The sequence below is a fragment of the Streptomyces sp. BBFR102 genome (genome assembly GCF_051397025.1).
In the GTDB taxonomy this organism is placed as follows: Bacteria; Actinomycetota; Actinomycetes; order Streptomycetales; family Streptomycetaceae; genus Streptomyces.
The window spans coordinates 2,984,121-3,000,398 of sequence record NZ_CP195757.1 but is presented as its reverse complement, the minus strand read 5'-3'; the positions used below and the strand labels follow the sequence as shown (position 1 = coordinate 3,000,398).

Below are 16,278 nucleotides of genomic sequence, written 5' to 3'. Positions count from 1 at the left end.
TCCGCGCGGGGCGCGGGGAGGCGGCCCAGCCGGGCCGGGCATCCGGAAGGAGGGGGTCCGTTGAGATCTGCCCCGGAGCTGGTTGCATAATGCCGGAGGCAGCCCCGTCGCGTATCCCCCGTCGCGACGGGGCTGCCTTCCGTCGTACGGACGCCTTCCCCCCTGGCGTCCGCACCTGCCGCCGTCCCCCGACGGGCGGCCTCCCCCTCATCTCCCCCGGTGTCCCGGCTGTGTGCCGGGGCCTCCGGCCTTGCACCGGTCGCCCGGTCTCCCGGGTCCGGCTCGCCCGTGCGGCGGTCACGGGCGCCACCGGGTACGCGCCGTCTCCCCGCGCCGCCACCCCCGTGGGCGGCCCGAAGGCGGATCGCGTTCACGCCGGGGACGGGTTGATGCGCGTAGCATCGCCTTCCGCCACCGGCCTGTGCCACCGCCGGGGGCCCTCCGCGGCGACGTGCGTCCACGGCGGAGCCCCGGCAGCAACGCGCCCGGTCACCGTCAGGGCGCTCCCCTCGCGGCCCCCTGCCGGTGTTTTTTCGAGTTAACAGTGACGTAGAGTATTTACGCAAGTCCGAATCCGCAGCCGGAGCGCAATGCTCCCTTTGTCCACCCCTTCTCGCCGGGCACCGCCCGTTCGGGCGTCCGCCGCGCCTCCCCGGACGCGAGTCGGGCGCGGCCACCGGGACTGGGGCCCGTGGACCGGGGCAGGCATGGCCGGGAGGCCGCGGACGGTGGCAGGGGGTCCGTTACAGTACGACCCCGCCGACCGAGACGCGCACACCGCGGGCCTCGGTCCAGCAGGAACGGCGGAGGGGACAGTGGGGGCCGGATGAACAGCGCTGCCAGCTCGGAGGGGACCGACCGGACCGGGCAGCGGCGGCAGACCACCCCCGCCGCACCGCCAGGCACCCCGCACGACCACCCGGCGCACCCACCGGGGGACGACGGCGCCCCCGAACTGACGACGCTGCGGCAGAAGGTCGAGTACATGGTCGAGAAGACCTTCCCCGGCCAGCGCATCTCCGGCCGCTACTTCTCCGACCTGGTCCGCAGCCGCGGCGGCTCCCTCTCGCACAGCTACTTCTCGAACATCCTGGCCGGCAAGGTCACCCAGCCCTCCGAGGAGATCCTGAAGGCGCTCGGGCTCGGCTTCGGCGTCGACTGGCGCTTCTTCAAGGAGGAGTCCGAGGTCGTCGACGACGTGGTGGCCGGGCTCCAGTTCCTGGTCAAGCGGCGCACCGGCGAGATCAGCGGCGTCGCCGGCCGCGGCCTCGACGCACACGGACTCCCCCCCGAACTCCTGCAGTTCGCCCTCTCCCTGCTGGAGGAGAGCCAGCGCGGCGAGCAGGACGACGGCCGGCCCGGCGACGCGGGGAGCTGAGCGGCCATGTCGCTGCGCGCGCTGCGCAAGGAGTGCGAGGACGGCCTCGCCGACCTGCCGATACCCTCGCCCTTCGGGATAGCGGGCCTCGTCGCCAACATGGAGGCCGCCCGGGGGCGCACCATCGTCCTGCACGAGATCCCCGACCACCTCACGCGCGTCCACTCCGCGTGCGGGCTGCGGCTGAAGACCCCCGCCACCAGCTTCGTCCTGTACCGCAAGCGCCCCACCGCCTACCAGACGCAGCACGTCATCCTGCACGAGCTGTGCCACGAGTGGTTCGACCACGGCACCAGCCTCGACGGCGACCAGCTCCGCCGCCTCCTGCCGGTCTTCGACCCCAGCCTGATCGGCCGCGTCCTCGGCCGCGAGCCGGACGCGCCGGCGCCCGACGGGAGCCCCCTCCCCGGCCTGGAGGGGCCCGTGCAGGCCCGCGCCGTCTACGACACCCACGACGAGCGGGTGGCGGAGTTCGGCGCCTCCCTCATCCCGCGCATGGCCCGCGAGGTGGCGGGCGACGACATGGTGGGCCGCCTCGCCAACTCCCTGGCCCGGCCCGTCTCCCACCGCCGGGGTGCCCGCTCCCTGTTCCGGCGGCGGCCCTGAACCACTAACCTCGGACGGCCCCCACTGCCCGGCCCTCCCACGCCGGGCCACGCACCCCCACCCAAGGACCCCGTGTGAGCACCCTCGACCTGGCCGGTTACCTCGTCGCCGCGCTGATGACGGCCGTCGCCCTGTGGCGGATGCCCGCGGCCCTCTGGGGGGACGAGGAGGACCGGCGCAGACGCGCGCTCTGGGGCTGCTACGCCGGATTCGCCGCCGCCCTGTGGACCAAGACGGAGATCGTCCGCACCTCGCTCAACGACAGCCCGGTCACCGACCTGGCCGTCCTCATCAAGCACTACACGGCGACCATCGCGATCCTCGCCATCCTCAGCTACATCGTCGCCATCTACGGCCGTTACGCGGACCGGGGCGCGATCCCCCGCCACGTCCGCTTCGCCCGCCTCGTCCAGCGCACCGCCACCAAGGCGTCGGTCGCCACCCTCGTCCTCCTCACCGTCCTCTTCTTCACCGTCGTCGACCGGTCCGTCCCCTCCGACCGCTTCGTCTCCGACCACGCGGGCCAGCCCGGCGCCACCCTCTACATGACGGTCTTCTACGTCTACCTCGGCGCCGCCTCCGCCGTCTGCGCCTACCAGTGGAAGCTCGCCACCGCCGACGCCACCACCCGGCACCTGCGGATCGGCCTGTCGATGATGACCGCCGCCATGTTCATCGGCGTCGCCTACACCCTCAGCCGCACCCTGTTCATGTGGGTCAGCGTCGTCGACCAGCCGAGCGTGGAGTTCGCCGACACCTTCGACAAGGTCACCGAGGCCGGACAGGTGCTGCTCTTCGCCCTCTTCGCCGTCGGCGCCTCGCTGCCCGCCTTCTCCACCGGCCTGCGCCGGGCCCGCCTCTGGCGCGCCCAGGCCCGGCTGCACCCGCTGTGGCGCGAGCTGATGACCGCCTTCCCCGAGCAGCCCTTCGCCCCGCCCGCCTCCCTGCTGCGCGAGGCCATCCGCTTCGACACCCCGGCCGACCTGCGGGTGGACCGCTGGTCCGCCGACATCGCCGACGCCGTCGAGAAGCTGCGCCACTACGCGCCCGAGCACCTGGCCGACGCCGCCCGCGCCGCAGCCGCCGAGGACACCGCCGACGCGGCCGCGCGGGGCCCCCGCACCGACGCCCACTGGATACGGGCCGCGCTCGCCGCCCGCGCCGAGGGCGCCCCCGCCGGGCCCGCCGCCCCGGCCACCGACCCGCGGCAGGCCGAGGACCAGGAGGGCGAGGTCGCCTGGCTCACCCAGGTCGCCGCCGCCTGCCGGACCATCCCCGCCGCCCGTACCGCCGCCGTCCTCGCCGCAGCCCGCACGGGCCACGGCGCGGGCGCCGCCATCCCCGACTCCCCGGAGCAGCCGACCCGATGACCACCAGCACCGCCTCCACCAGCCCCGAGACGCCGGAGAACACCGCAGCCCGCCGCGTCACCGACATCCTCCAGCCCCGCAACGTCCTGCTCGCCGGGATGCTCGGGATCGGCCTCGCGGCGGCCGGGGGGCACTGGTCAGGACTGCTCTGGGGGTTCCTCGGGGCGCTCTGCGCCGGGCTCATACCCGCCGGGTACATCGAGTGGCAGCGGGGCCGGGGCGCCTGGGGCGACCGGCACGTGGTCGACCGGACCAAGCGCGCGCCGATCTTCTTCGTCATCCTCGGATCGATCGGGGCCGGTTCGCTGGTGATGGTGGCCGGGGGCGCGCCCCGCGACATCCTCGTCACCATGCTGGCCCTGTGGGCCATGACCATCGTGCTGCTCGCCGTCAACACGGTGTGGAAGATCTCCGTGGACGCGGCCGTCGCGTCGGCCATGGTGGCTCAACTGGCCGTCGTGCACCATCCGTTGTGGCTCGCCGGGTATCTGCTGGCTGCGGCGGTGTGCTGGTCGCGGGTGGCGTTGGGGTACCACACGGTGGGGCAGGTCACCGCCGGGACGGCGGCGGGGGTCGCTACGGCGGCGGGGTTCCTGATCGGCTGAGCAGGGACGCCCTCAGACCAGGTGCCGGTTGGGCAGCCGCGCCGCCTCCGCGCACTCCGGAAGCTCCACCACCGTCACACCCGCCCCCTCCAGGAGTTCGGCGCCGTCGGCACCGGGGACGAAGGTGTCGGGCTCCCGCCAGGCGGTCACGACACGGCGGACACCCGCGTCCCGGATGAGCTGGGCGCAGGGGCGCGGCCGGGAGGCCCGGCGGGCGCAGGGTTCGAGGGAGCTGTAGATAGTTGCGGTGGCGAGCCTGGGGTCGTCGGCGGGGAGCTTGGCCAGGGCGGCTTCCTCCGCGTGGTCGTGCGGGTCGCTCTCGCGGGAGTGCCCACGGGCCAGCTCCGCACCGTTGGCCGCGACGACGACCGCCCCGACGCTGAAGGCCGTGGCCGAAGGCGGGCAGAGCAAGGCCAGTTCGCAGGCGAGGGACAGCCACTCCCGGTCGGCGGCGCTGGGGTCGTGACCAGCGCCAGGAGCGCCGCCGGGCGAGGGAGTGAGGCTCATCGTTGCTCCGTGGACAGATCCTTGGGGGCGTACTTCAGGAGTACCACGTCGCCGATCTGCCGGGCCTCCAGGAGCCGGAGGCGTGCCCCGGGCCCGCCGGGATAGTGCGCCGGGCCGAGCATGCGGACGGCGTCCGGCTGGCCGACCAGGAGCGGGGCGACGGCGAGGTGGAGTTCGTCGGCGTACGCCCCTTCGAGGAACTGGGTGTGCAGGGACCCGCCGCCTTCGACCATGAGCCGCCCGACGCTGTACACGTCACCCAGGAGGTCGAGGGCGGTCGGCCACACTGCCCCAGCAGGGAGGTGCTGGACCCTGGCGAGGTCACCGAGGTTGGCCCGCGCCTTCTCCGTGGCTTCCTCCCCCACAGCCAGGACGAGCTTGTCGCCCCCGTGGTGCCAGAACTTCCACCCCGGGTCGAGCGCGCCCGTACCGGTGAGGGTCACCTTCAGCGGGTACGCGGGCCGCCCTGCGGCAACACGGGACGCCCGACGTTCGGGCGAGTTGACGAGGAGACGCGGGTTGTCGGCCCGCAGCGTCCCGGCTCCGACGAGGATCGCGTCGACACTCGCCCGGACCGCGTCGACGCGGTCGAAGTCCGCCGCGTTCGACAGCAGGAGCCGGTCCTCGCCGGGCCGGGTGTCGAGGTGGCCGTCGATCGAGACGGCGGAGAGAAGGACGTGGGGGCGGGGCATGAGGGGCTCCCGGAGGTGTGGGGCGTACAGGTCGGTATGAGGGCCCGGCGCTAATCGTCACCCCGACACGAAGTGAGCCGAAAACCGCCGCCCCCGTGCCCTGGCTCTGCCATCCTGAAGCCTGATCGAGAGGGGCCGCACCGATGCAGTGGAAAACCCACGGGGAACGTCCGATCTACGAGAACAAGTGGGTGAACCTCTGGCTCACCGACGTGGAGACGCCGGACGGGCACCGGTGGGAACACCACGTCGTCAAGATGCGGCACTTGGCGGTGGCTGTGGTCGTCAACAAGCGCCGCGAGGTGCTGATGATGTGGCGGCACCGCTTCATCACCGACGCCTGGGCCTGGGAGTTGCCGATGGGCCTGATCGAGGAGGGGGAGACCCCCGCCGAGGCCGCCGCCCGCGAGGTCCTGGAGGAGACCGGGTGGCAGGTGGGCCCGGTCAAGCCGCTCGTCTACGCCGAACCTGCCAACGGCATCACCGACTCGAAGCACCACGTCTTCCTCACCGAGGGCGCGACGTACGCGGGGCCGCCCACGGAGAAGAACGAGTCGGACCGCATCGAGTGGATTCCGCTCGCCGACGTACGCGCGATGATCGACCGCCGCGAGGTGGTCAGCAGCGGGGCCCTGGTCGGACTGATGTACGTCCTCATGGACGAGGCGACGCACTGAGCCCACCGGGCAGGGTCTCGCGCAGCCGTGCCTCGAAGTCGAGGACCAGCGGTTCGCGGCGGTGGGGCGCCAGCTCCCCGTAGAACTCGCGCAGGTGGTCCGCGACGCGCCGGGAGGCGGTGGCGGCCGCCGGGGTCAGTGCCTCCGTCGCCGTGTGGCACGCCTCGTCCAGCTTGCCCCGCTGGAGCTGCGTGCGGGCGAGCCAGAAGGCGTGGAACGCGCGGCCCCGGTGGTTGCTGTGCTGCTCACGGCGGAGGGCGTCGGTGATGAGGGGCTCTGCGAGTTCCGCGTCGCCGAGCCTGCCGTGGGCGATACCGGTGTCGACGGCGAGTTTCGTCTCGTCGAAGTACGCCACCCAAGCCGGGTCGGGGTCGCCCGTGCCGATCCGGCCGAAGGACGCGTGCGCCTCCGCGAGGGAGCGGTGGGTCGCCACCGGGTCTCCGAGGGCCGCATGGGCGAACGCCTCCCGCGTGGCGAGCATGGCCAGAACTCTGGGCGTCGTTCCTTCCGCGTACCGGGCCTGGTCCCGGGCCGCCGAAACCAGAGCGAGGGCGTCTCCTGGCCTTTCCTGGTAAGTGGCCTGCAGACTCATGCAGGCAAGGACATTGGCCATGAACAGCCGGTCGTCCGCAGCCTTGGCGAGTCCGAGGGCCTCGGTGAAGTAAGCGCGAGCCTGGTGGTACTGGCGGGCGTCGAAGTGCGTCCACCCCGTGAGCCTGGCCAGCTCCGCGGCGATGCCGTGGAGACCGTCCCGGAGCGGAACGTACGGCTGCTCTCTGAGAAGCCCCAGCACGTAGCGGAGTTGGCCGACCACGGCGGGCCGTAAGGTCTCGCCACCGTGTTCGTCGTCCCGGCGCCAGTAGTCGGTGATGGAGGAGTGCAGCGCTTCCAGTGTGGCCGTACCGGGGCGGTGGTCGGCCGCCAGCGCGAGCACACTGTCGATGCCCGTTCCGGGAAGGCCGGCCGCGACCGGCTCCCTGGACAGACCCCCGACACCGGACCGTTGCGCCGGAACGTCCAGGCACGGTGGCGTCTCCCAGGCACGGCGGGCGAGGCCGAGCATGTGTCCGGGAATGCGCAAGCCGTCGGCGATCCGCTCGACGACGTCCATGTGCACCAACTGGCGTCGGCCTGCGATCACTTCACCGACGCGGCTGGGGGTGAGATCGCACCGCCGCGCGATCATCGACGGATAAATGCCCGCCCGGGTCTTCACCAGCCGGAAAACGGTGCCGAAGTCCCTGCTCCGGCACGCGTCGATCATCGCCGGGTCCGTCAGCAGACCGGCCGGAAGTTCCGGTGAGTGAGGCAGCTCGGGCATCGACACGCTCCGATACGGGACTACGGATCGCTGCGGAAGGCAAACGGACAGTGATGTTACCCACGTTGGGTAACCCGTTGGGCCTTTTCCGCTCGGGCTGCCGCCCGAAATCCTCGACCCATGGCGAACGGACAGAACGACGACGAGGTACGGATGACGCTGCGGATCTCGCGCGACTCCGGCCGCACGTGGGGGCCCACGACGAAGGTGAGCGTGAGCAGGACGAGGCCGGCATCGGTGAGCCATGAGCGGTACCCGCCGTGCCAGTGCCAGAGCTGCCGCGCCCGTCAGCCGCAAGCCGCTCACGGCTCGGTGACGTGATGCGCTGCGCACACCGGCGCCGGGTACCGGTCGACGTGTTGACCGCCCTCTGGTCCGCTGGCTGGTTCGAGACAGCGGTGCGGTGCCAGTTACCGCCGCACAGCACCGGTAAGCACCACGGCTTGCTCGCCGAGACCGAACCGTACGCGGCCCTGTGGTTCCGCTGGGACGAGGGCGGCACGGCGGAGGCCGTCACGCTGCCCGACTGCCCGGTGCCGCCCCTCGACACCGACGCCGACGCCTGCTGCCTGTACTCCGGGCACCCCGAGCGGCACACCTGGGACGTAGCCGCGTACAGCGAGGAGACCTCGTGCACCAGTTGATCGTGAGCCCTTACAACGGCACTTTCCTCGTCGCCCGCCCGGGCATCCGGGCCGGCATGAGACTGCCCCGCGCGAAGTACGGCGAACTCGCCGCCCTCGCCAACAGCGGCCGTCCCGTGCTCAGGTGGCTCGTGGAGGGCGCACGGAAAGCATGGGACCTCGACCTCACCGCCACACCGTTCCGGAACGCCGTCCTGGTACGCCCACAGACGCCCCTCGGCTACGGACGGGCCACCTGGGAGATCAACAAGGGCTGCAACTTCAACTGCGAGCACTGCTACCTCGCGGAGAGAAAGTTCGAGGGCCTGCCCTGGGACGGGAAGGCGCGGTTGTTGCGCCTTCTGCGCGACGCGGGAGTGCTCTGGCTCCAGTTCACCGGCGGCGAGCCGCTGATCGACCGTGACTTCATGGATGCCTACGACCTCGCGTACGACTCCGGCATGCTCATCGAGATCCTGCCCAACGGCTCCCGGCTGCACCACCCCGAGATCATCGCCATGCTCAGGAACCGGCCGCCGCACAAAGTGACGGTGTCCCTCTACGGCGCCACACCTGACAGCTTCGACTCCCTGACGCGCAGGAAGGGAGCCTTCCGGCTCGTGGAGAAAGGGCTCGATGCCGCTCGGGAAGCACGCATCCCTCTCGAACTCGCGTTGATCATCACCCGGCACAATGCCCACGAGGTCCACGCCATGCGCGCCTTCGCCGACCGTTACGGTGCCCGTCGCACCGAGTACGGCACCATCTCGCCCACGTACACGGGCGACCCCGAACCGCTGGCCGCGCAAGCACCAGGATTCCTGGACAAGACGAGTGTCTTCCAGGGCTGTCCCGCCGGTCACACCTTCTTCCACGTCGACCCGCACGGCCAGGCCACCATGTGCAAGGTCGGCCGCGAAAACCCCGTCGACCTGGTTACCGAGGGCCTGGACGGGCTCCGCCGTCTACCCCGCATCGCCGATGCCCAGATGCTTCGCACCGGTGGCTGCGGCGGCTGTCTGCTCTCCGGCACCTGCCGGGTCTGCCGACCGCTCGCCAAGGTGTACCAGGAGGCGAAGGAGCCACTCAACACCTATTGCCGACACGGAAAGGAAGACCGTCGCTGACCGCTGTCATGGTGGAGATCACGAGCCCGCCGACTGCCCTGCGGGAACCCGAGGAAGTCGTACTCCTCGACGGCCTGGAGACGCTGACCGAGGGGGCCGTCCCGGGCTGCAACGACGACAACCCTTACCGGTAGTCGTTCAGGCAGGTGAGAGCGTCGGGGCTCGGCGGCATGTGGACGGCGAGCCCCGGCCGACGCACCGGCTAACCGAGGAAAGGCGCCGCATGCCCACTGCCCGTTTCTCTGTCGACCAGCTTCCGTCCGCCGTACGGGCTGCTGTCGAGGAGCACACCGGACCCCTGCTCCACGCCGAAGAGGTGGCCGAAGGGTTCAACAGCGAGATCTCCGTACGCCTCACTTCGGCCTCCGGCGCCTGGCACGTCAAGGGCCTGCGCACCGACCACCCCCGCGTCTGGACCCAGGCCCGCGAGGCAGCGATCGCCCCCTTCCTCACCGGGCTGGCTCCCGCACTGCGCTGGCATGTCGTGAGCCACGGCTGGGACCTCCTCGGCTTCGAAGCCCTGACCGGCCACCACCACGCCGACTACGCACCCGGCTCCCCGGACCTGCCGAAGGTCGTCGCCCTGCTGGACCGGCTCGGCGGAACGCCCCGCCCTGACATTCCGCTCCGCGAGGCGGAGCAACGCCTGAAGGAGTACGTCGGGGAACCGGCCGACCTGGCCTTCTTCTCCGGCGACCATCTTCTGCACACCGACCTGAACAACACCAACGTCCTCGTCGCCGAGGAAGCCCGTCTCGTGGACTGGGCCTGGGCCACGCGCGGGGCTGCCTGGCTCGACGCCGCCTACTGGGTCATCTGGCTCATCGCCTCCGGCCACACTCCCGCCTCGGCGGAAAGCTGGGCGGCCCGGACTCTCGCCTGGGCCACGGCCCCCGCCCCGGGAATCACCGCCTTCGCCGCCGCCAGCCATCGTCTGTGGTCCGAGATCAGCACGAGCGACCCCGATCCGTGGACGACCAGGCCGGCGACGGCGGCAAGGGTCTGGGACGAGTACCGGGCGAGGGCCTGAGCCCGGCGTCCAGGGCCTGTCCGCCGGACAGTCCCTAGCTCGCAGAGGCAGGGTCGCGGCGCCGCAGCACCCAAGCCGAAGCCCCCGCCCCCGCCACGCAGAGGCAGGCCGTGACCCAGACGGCCGTGTGGACGCCGTTGAGGAACGCCTGGCCGGCGGCCTCGGTGACGGGACCGTGGAGGGCTTCAGGCAGGCGGGGGCCGACCGGGGCCACGCCCATGGCGACGGCGTCCTTGGCCTCGGCGAGGCCGTCGGCGACGGGGGCGGGGACTCCGACAGCGGCCAGTTCGGCGCCGAAGGTCGCGGCGACCCGGCTGCTGATCAGGGAGATCAGGACGGAGGTGCCGAGGGCGCCGCCGACCTGGAGGGCGGTCGACTGGAGGCCGCCCGCGACCCCCGCGTCCCGCACGGGCGCGTTCCCGACGATGGCGTCCGAGGAGGCGGCCATGACCATGCCGATGCCCAGGCCGAGCGCCACGAAGGGCGGCCAGAGCGCGGCGTAGGCGGTGTCCAGGCCCCAGCCGAGGATGCCGAGGGAGGCGCCGGCCTGGAGCAGCATGCCGAGCGGCATCGTCAGGCGCGCGCCGAAGCGGCCGGTGAGGGCGGCGCCGAGCGGGGCGGCGACGACCGAGGCGAGGCTGAGCGGGAGGGTGCGTATGCCCGACTCGACGGGGCTGTAGCCGCGCACGTTCTGCAGGTACAGCATGACGAAGAAGATCACGCCGAGCAGGACGAAGAAGTTGACGGCGGTGATGACGGTGCCGATGGTCAGCGCCGGGTTGCGGAAGAGCCGCATCGGCAGCAGCGGGTGCGCCACCCGGTTCTCGTAGAGGCCGAACGCGACCAGGACCACGAGACCGCCCAGCAGTGTCAGCACGGTGGCCGGCGAACCCCAGCCCCACGTCTCGCCCTTGACGACGGCGAAGACCACCAGCAGCAGCCCGAGGGCGAGCAGCACCACTCCGGGGATGTCGAAGCGCGCACCGTGCTCCTCCTCGCCCTTGGCCTGCGGCAGCACCCAGGCGCTGAAGACCAGGGCGAGGACGCCGACGGGGGCGTTGATGAAGAAGACCGACTCCCAGTTGACGTGCTCGACCAGCAGGCCGCCGACGATCGGGCCCAGCGCCGTCGACACCGAGGAGACCATCGCCCAGATGCCCACCGCCATGCCGAACTTCTTCGGCGGGAAGACCGCGCGCAGCAGTCCGAGGGTGTTCGGCATCAGCAGCGCGCCGAAGAATCCCTGGACGGCGCGGAAGACGATGACGCCCTCGATGGACCCGGCCAGGCCGATGGCGACCGAGGCGAGGGTGAAGCCGGCGACGCCTATCAGGTAGTAGGTGCGGCGGCCGAAGCGGTCACCGAGCTTGCCGCCGAGGATGAGGGCGGCGGCGAGCGCCAGCAGGTAGGAGTTGGTGACCCACTGGAGGTCGGCGGTGCTGGCGTTCAGGTCGCGGCCGATCTCCGGGTTGGCCATGGAGACGACCGAGCCGTCCAGGGCCACCATGAAGAGCCCGAAGGCGACGGCTGTCAGGGTCAGCCACGGGTTGCCGCGCCGGCCGGGGGCCGGGGGCGCGGGTTCCGCCTGAGGCGGGGCTTCGGGGGTCCGGGTGGACATGGGGTTTCCTCACAGGAGACGCGGCGGCGGGGTGCCGCCGCAGGGGATGGGTGGTGCCGTGACACGGCTGCGGCCCCGCGCCGGATCAGGCAGGGGCGGGGCTGTGCGGGAGGGGCCGTGCGGCCGGACGTCAGGACCCGGCCGGGTGGAGACCCCGCTCCAGTACGCGCAGGGCTCCGACGGCGGCGCCGAGCGCGGCCCGCTCGCCGTCACTGAGGGTGGCCAGGGCTCGTACGACGTATCCGCTGATCAGGCCGTCCACCGTGCGGGTGCGGGCGGCGGCGGTCGGGGTGAGGTGGAGATGGGTGACGCGCTTGTCGGCGGGGTCCCGGCGGCGCTCGACCAGTCCCGCGGCCACCATCTGGGTCACCGTCGCGCTGAGGTTGTTGGGCTTGACCAGCAGCACCTCGGCCGCCTCCCGGACGGTGATGCCGTCCTGGTCCCGGATCAGCCGCAACAGGGCGATCTGGCCCTCGGCGGGCTTGGGGTGCGGGAAGTCGGCGTCTACGCGGCGGTCCAGGGCGCGATGGAGGGCGGGGAGGACGGCGGCGAGGGCCTGAGCCAGGTCCTCGGCCGGCGGCTTGTCCGGCATCCGTGCTGTCGTCTCCACGGAGAGGAGAATAGGTATGGGGTCATACCTATGTCAAAGTGCGGCGTCCCGCGGGGAGCCGGGCGGACGGCGGGGGTTCGCCCGCCCGCCTCGTCCGTCCACCCGCTGGGCGACGCGGAACAGGGCGGAACCGGACCGCCCCGGGCACGACGAAAACGGTCGGCCCCTCAGAGGGGCCGACCGCTTCGGTGTCGGCGTCCGCCGGGGCGGGACGGGTCAGGCCGTCGGCTTCTCCTCCAGGCGGGGGAAGAGGACGGCGCCCTTGGTGACGGTGGCGCCGGCCGGGAGGCGGCCCCAGTCGGCGGTCTCGTCGATGCGCTGGGAGGCGAGCGGGCCGAGGTGCGGCTCGGCGCCGAGGGAGTCCCAGAGCTTCTGGGAGGTGTCGGGCATCACCGGGTTGAGCAGGACGGCCATGGCGCGCAGCGACTCGGCGGCCGTGTACAGGATGGTGGCGAGGCGGGCGCGGCCCTCCTCGCTGTCGTCCTTGGCGACCTTCCAGGGCTCCTGCTCGGTGATGTAGCCGTTGACCTGCTTGACGAAGTCGAAGACGGCGAGGATGCCGGACTGGAAGTCCAGCTCCTCCCCGATCGCGCGGTCGGCGGTGGCGACGGCCTTGGCCAGGCCCTCCTGGACCGCCCGCTCGGCCTCGCCCGCGGCACCGGCGGCGGGCAGTTCGCCGCCGAAGTACTTGCCGACCATCGCGGCGACGCGGGAGGCGAGGTTGCCGTAGTCGTTGGCCAGTTCGCTGGTGTAGCGGGCGGAGAAGTCCTCCCAGGAGAACGAGCCGTCCTGGCCGAAGGAGATCGCGCGCAGGAAGTACCAGCGGTACGCGTCGACGCCGAAGTGCGAGGTGAGGTCCTGCGGCTTGATGCCGGTTAGGTTCGACTTGGACATCTTCTCGCCGCCGACCAGCAGCCAGCCGTTGGCCACGACCCGGCCGGGGAGCGGGAGGCCCTGCGCCATCAGCATGGCGGGCCAGATCACCGCGTGGAAGCGGAGGATGTCCTTGCCGACCAGGTGGACGTCGGCGGGGAAGGTCGCGTCGAAACGGGCCTGGTCGGCGCCGTACCCGGCGGCCGTGGCGTAGTTCAGCAGGGCGTCGACCCACACGTAGATGACGTGCTTGTCGTCCCACGGGACCTTGACGCCCCAGTCGAAGGTGGAGCGGGAGATCGACAGGTCGGTGAGGCCCTGGCGGACGAAGTTCAGGACCTCGTTGCGCGCGGACTCGGGCTGGATGAAGCCCGGGTTGGCCTCGTAGAAGTCGAGGAGGCGCTGGGCGTACTCGCTCAGCTTGAAGAAGTAGTTCTCCTCCTTGAGGATCTCCACCGGCTTCTTGTGCACCGGGCAGAGCTTCTCGCCCGCGAGGTCGCCCTCGCCGTCGAGCAGCTCACCGGGGAGCTTGTACTCCTCGCAGCCCACGCAGTACGGGCCCTCGTAGCCGCCCTTGTAGATCTCGCCCTTGTCCCACAGGTCCTGGACGAACTCCTGGACGCGGTCGGTGTGGCGCTTCTCCGTGGTGCGGATGAAGTCGTCGTTGGCGATCTCCAGGTGCTCCCACAGGGGCTTCCACGCCTGGGTGACGAGCTTGTCGCACCACTCCTGCGGGCTGACGCCGTTGGCGTCGGCGGTGCGCATGATCTTCTGACCGTGCTCGTCCGTGCCGGTGAGGTACCACACCTTCTCGCCGCGCTGACGGTGCCAGCGCGTGAGCACGTCGCCTGCGACGGTCGTATAGGCGTGGCCCAGGTGAGGAGCGTCGTTGACGTAGTAGATCGGGGTCGTGACGTAGAACGCCTTCGTCCCCTGCTTCTCGTTTCCATTGGCCGCCATGGGCGAAATCCTAACGGCCCGGCGAAGATCACTTCACCGCGTTTCACGGCGTGGAACGCGGGCGGCCCCCGGTCGCCGGACCGGGGGCCGCACAGGTCAGAGGGGGTCAGGCCCGGTCCGCCAGCCACGCGGGGAAGGCGGCGAGGAGCCCGGCGTACAGCTCCGCGTCGGTCAGCTCGCGGGGAGCGGGACCGGCCGGAAAGTACCCGGTGTGCGGGGTGTTGAGCTTCCGCAGGTACTCGAAGTTCTTGTGCTCGCTCTCGCCGAACCCCACGAACTGCCAGAACAGCGGGGCGTCGGAGACCGCCTTGATCGCCTGGGTCGCGGCGGTCTTCGCGTCCGGCGGACCGTCGGTCTGGAAGACCACCAGCGCGGGTTCGGTGGCCCCGGAGCTCTCGTGCAGCGCCGTGACCTCCTCGACCGCCCGGTGGTAGCTGGTCCGGCCCATCCGCCCGCACTGCGCGTGCAGTTCGTCGATCCGGCCCTCGTACGCGTCCGGGGTCAACTCGCCCTTGCCGTCGATCTCGGTCGAGAAGAAGACCACCTGTACGGCGGGGGCGTCGGCCGGGTCGAGGTACGTGGCCAGCGCCAGCACCTGCTCACCGAGGCACTGGGCGCTGCCGTCCTTGTAGTAGCCGCGCATCGAACCCGAGCGGTCGAGCACCAGGTACACCTTGGCCTTGGTCCCGGTCAGGCCCGCGTCGTCGAGCGCCTGCGCGGCGTCCGCGAGGGGAAGGCCGGGCGCCTGCGGCTCGGCCGCCGCCTTGGGCTCGGGGGTGGCCTCGGGCTCGGAGGTGGCCTCAGGCTCGGAGGTGGCCTCAGGCTCGGAGGTGGCCTCAGGCTCGGAGGTGGCCTCAGGCTCGGAGGTGGCCTCGGCGGGCCCGGGGGCCGGCACCGGCTCGGTGGCCGCGGCGGCGGGCTCGGCCGGCTCCGCCTGCTCCGGCTCGGTGGCCGGGGCGGGCTCAGGGGTCTCGGCCTGCTCCGCCTTCTCGGCCTCGGGGGCCGGGGCCGGCTTGGACTCGGCGACCGGCTCGGGGGTGGGCGCCGGCTCCGCGGAGGGCTCCGGCGCCGGCTCGGCCACGGGCTCCGCCGCCTCCGGCTTCGGTTCGAAGATCGAAGGCTCGATGATCAGGGCCTCGGGCACCTCCGGGTCGGCCGGTGCGGCGACGACGACCGGGTCGGCCTCGTCCTTCGCCTCGTCCTTCGCCTCGTCCTTCGCCTTGGCCTTGGCCTTGGCCTCGGGAGCCGTACGGGCGGAGTCCGCGTCGGCCTCGACCGCGTCGACGCCCTTCGTCGGCTCGGGGTCGGCCACCGGCCCGGCGGCCGGGGTCTCGGTGGACCGGGTCTCGGCGGCGGTGGCTTCGACGGCCGACGTCTCGACGGCCTTCTCCGGCACGTCCGGGGCCTCGGCCTCCGGCTCCTGCCCGGCCTGCGGCCCAACGGCCGGAGCCTCGATGACCGGGGTCTCGACAGCCCCCTCCGGCACGTCCGGGACGTCGGCCTGCGGCTCAGCGGCCGGAGTCTCGGACGCCGGAGTCTCGGCGACCGGCGCCTCCTCGGCCTGGGCAGGGGACTTCGGCTCGGCCTCGGGCGTCGTCGCCGAGTCGGCCGGCTCCGGCTCGGGGGCGGTCTTCGGGGCGGGCGCCGGGGTGGTGAGGGCGGCGTCCGGGTCGTCCTCGGGCGAGCGCTGGGGGCTCGGCACGGTGACCGCGTCGCGGTCGAAGGCGGCGGCGACCAGGTCGGGGGTGGTGTCCGGCGCCTCGGCGGCGGGGGCCTGCTCGGTGCGGGCCCCCGGGACGGACGGGGTGGCGGGGGCCGGGGTGTCGGCGGAGGTCGCGTCCTCGGTACGAGCCGGGGGGACCACCGTGGTGTTCTCGGTCCCGGTGCCGGAACCGGCCTCGGTAGCGTCCCGGTTCTTACGTGACCGGCCGAGCGCGTTCCGCAGGAGACTGAGAATGCCCATCAGGTTCCTTTCGAGGGGGCCACCGGCTCCAGCCGGCGGGGGATCGAATCCAGCCCTGCGCCACGAGGGCGCGGCAGCCGATCTTGCACGTGCGTCGCGGTCCGCGTCCGGCGGGACGCGGAGCCTGGGAAGAGGTGGGGCGAAGGGAGCGGAGGAGAGGGGTCGGGGTTCAAGAAGTGTGACCGACGAAACCGGCCACGGTCCCTAAGGCGGTGCGGGTCGAGCAGGCCGGGACGGCGCCGCCGGCCTCGCGGCGGTGGCCGCCCGCGCGGTCACGCGGCGGCGAGAACACCCGAGTCACCTGCGCAACCCTTCGCG

14 protein-coding genes and 1 pseudogene are annotated in these 16,278 nt (G+C 72.2%); 9 read left to right on the top strand and 6 right to left on the bottom strand.

The genetic code is table 11. The features are described 5' to 3' along the window. Positions 1-826 precede the first annotated feature (826 nt). The 4 genes from ACSLIC_RS13305 (at position 827) to ACSLIC_RS13290 (ending at position 3,959) form a co-directional block, all read left to right on the top strand. Positions 827-1,378 (top strand): hypothetical protein, encoded by a 552-nt coding sequence (locus ACSLIC_RS13305; RefSeq protein WP_436737880.1) that lies wholly within the window; start codon positions 827-829, stop codon positions 1,376-1,378. A gap of 6 nt (positions 1,379-1,384) precedes the next feature. Continuing rightward, positions 1,385-1,984, top strand: a complete 600-nt coding sequence (locus tag ACSLIC_RS13300) for a toxin (RefSeq protein ID WP_436737879.1) — start codon at positions 1,385-1,387, stop codon at positions 1,982-1,984. Between the two features lie 74 nt (positions 1,985-2,058). Next, a complete protein-coding gene (locus ACSLIC_RS13295; RefSeq protein WP_436737878.1) occupies positions 2,059-3,354 on the top strand; it encodes an MAB_1171c family putative transporter in 1,296 nt (431 codons plus the stop codon). Continuing rightward, complete coding sequence (locus tag ACSLIC_RS13290) at positions 3,351-3,959, top strand: hypothetical protein (RefSeq protein WP_436737877.1); 609 nt, start codon at positions 3,351-3,353, stop codon at positions 3,957-3,959. Before ACSLIC_RS13295 ends, ACSLIC_RS13290 begins: the two co-directional genes overlap by 4 nt. A 12-nt stretch (positions 3,960-3,971) precedes the next feature. On the opposite strand, the pseudogene ACSLIC_RS13285 reads toward ACSLIC_RS13290, so the two are convergent. Further along, positions 3,972-5,158: pseudogene (locus ACSLIC_RS13285) on the bottom strand (dihydrofolate reductase family protein). Between the two features lie 143 nt (positions 5,159-5,301). On the opposite strand from ACSLIC_RS13285, the gene ACSLIC_RS13280 reads away from it, so the two are divergent. Next, complete coding sequence (locus ACSLIC_RS13280; protein WP_436737876.1) at positions 5,302-5,835, top strand: NUDIX hydrolase; 534 nt, start codon at positions 5,302-5,304, stop codon at positions 5,833-5,835. Here the strand turns inward: ACSLIC_RS13280 and ACSLIC_RS13275 are convergent. Then, on the bottom strand, positions 5,813-7,156 hold the full coding sequence (locus ACSLIC_RS13275) for a helix-turn-helix domain-containing protein (protein ID WP_436737875.1): 1,344 nt from the start codon (positions 7,154-7,156) through the stop codon (positions 5,813-5,815). The two genes, ACSLIC_RS13280 and ACSLIC_RS13275, sit on opposite strands and share 23 nt — an antisense overlap. A 443-nt stretch (positions 7,157-7,599) precedes the next feature. On the opposite strand from ACSLIC_RS13275, the gene ACSLIC_RS13270 reads away from it, so the two are divergent. The 4 genes from ACSLIC_RS13270 (at position 7,600) to ACSLIC_RS13255 (ending at position 9,936) form a co-directional block, all read left to right on the top strand. Continuing rightward, a complete protein-coding gene (locus ACSLIC_RS13270; protein WP_436737874.1) occupies positions 7,600-7,800 on the top strand; it encodes a hypothetical protein in 201 nt (66 codons plus the stop codon). Continuing rightward, complete coding sequence (locus tag ACSLIC_RS13265; RefSeq protein ID WP_436737873.1) at positions 7,788-8,906, top strand: radical SAM protein; 1,119 nt, start codon at positions 7,788-7,790, stop codon at positions 8,904-8,906. Before ACSLIC_RS13270 ends, ACSLIC_RS13265 begins: the two co-directional genes overlap by 13 nt. An 8-nt stretch (positions 8,907-8,914) precedes the next feature. Further along, complete coding sequence (locus tag ACSLIC_RS13260) at positions 8,915-9,040, top strand: hypothetical protein (RefSeq protein ID WP_436737872.1); 126 nt, start codon at positions 8,915-8,917, stop codon at positions 9,038-9,040. Positions 9,041-9,129: 89 nt separating this feature from the next. Beyond that, a complete protein-coding gene (locus ACSLIC_RS13255; protein ID WP_436737871.1) occupies positions 9,130-9,936 on the top strand; it encodes an aminoglycoside phosphotransferase in 807 nt (268 codons plus the stop codon). Between the two features lie 34 nt (positions 9,937-9,970). On the opposite strand, the gene ACSLIC_RS13250 is transcribed toward ACSLIC_RS13255, so the two are convergent. The 4 genes from ACSLIC_RS13250 to ACSLIC_RS13235 form a co-directional block, all read right to left on the bottom strand. Then, on the bottom strand, positions 9,971-11,554 hold the full coding sequence (locus tag ACSLIC_RS13250) for an MFS transporter (RefSeq protein ID WP_436737870.1): 1,584 nt from the start codon (positions 11,552-11,554) through the stop codon (positions 9,971-9,973). Between the two features lie 130 nt (positions 11,555-11,684). After that, entirely contained in the window at positions 11,685-12,164 is a 480-nt protein-coding gene (locus ACSLIC_RS13245) for a MarR family winged helix-turn-helix transcriptional regulator (protein ID WP_436737869.1), read from the bottom strand. A 216-nt stretch (positions 12,165-12,380) separates the two neighbouring features. After that, positions 12,381-13,997 carry a methionine--tRNA ligase gene (gene metG, locus ACSLIC_RS13240; RefSeq protein ID WP_436737868.1) on the bottom strand — a complete coding sequence of 539 codons (1,617 nt, stop codon included), beginning with the start codon at positions 13,995-13,997 and terminating at the stop codon, positions 12,381-12,383. Between the two features lie 106 nt (positions 13,998-14,103). Further along, entirely contained in the window at positions 14,104-15,960 is a 1,857-nt protein-coding gene (locus ACSLIC_RS13235; protein ID WP_436737867.1) for a VWA domain-containing protein, read from the bottom strand. Between the last annotated feature and the right edge of the window lie 318 nt (positions 15,961-16,278).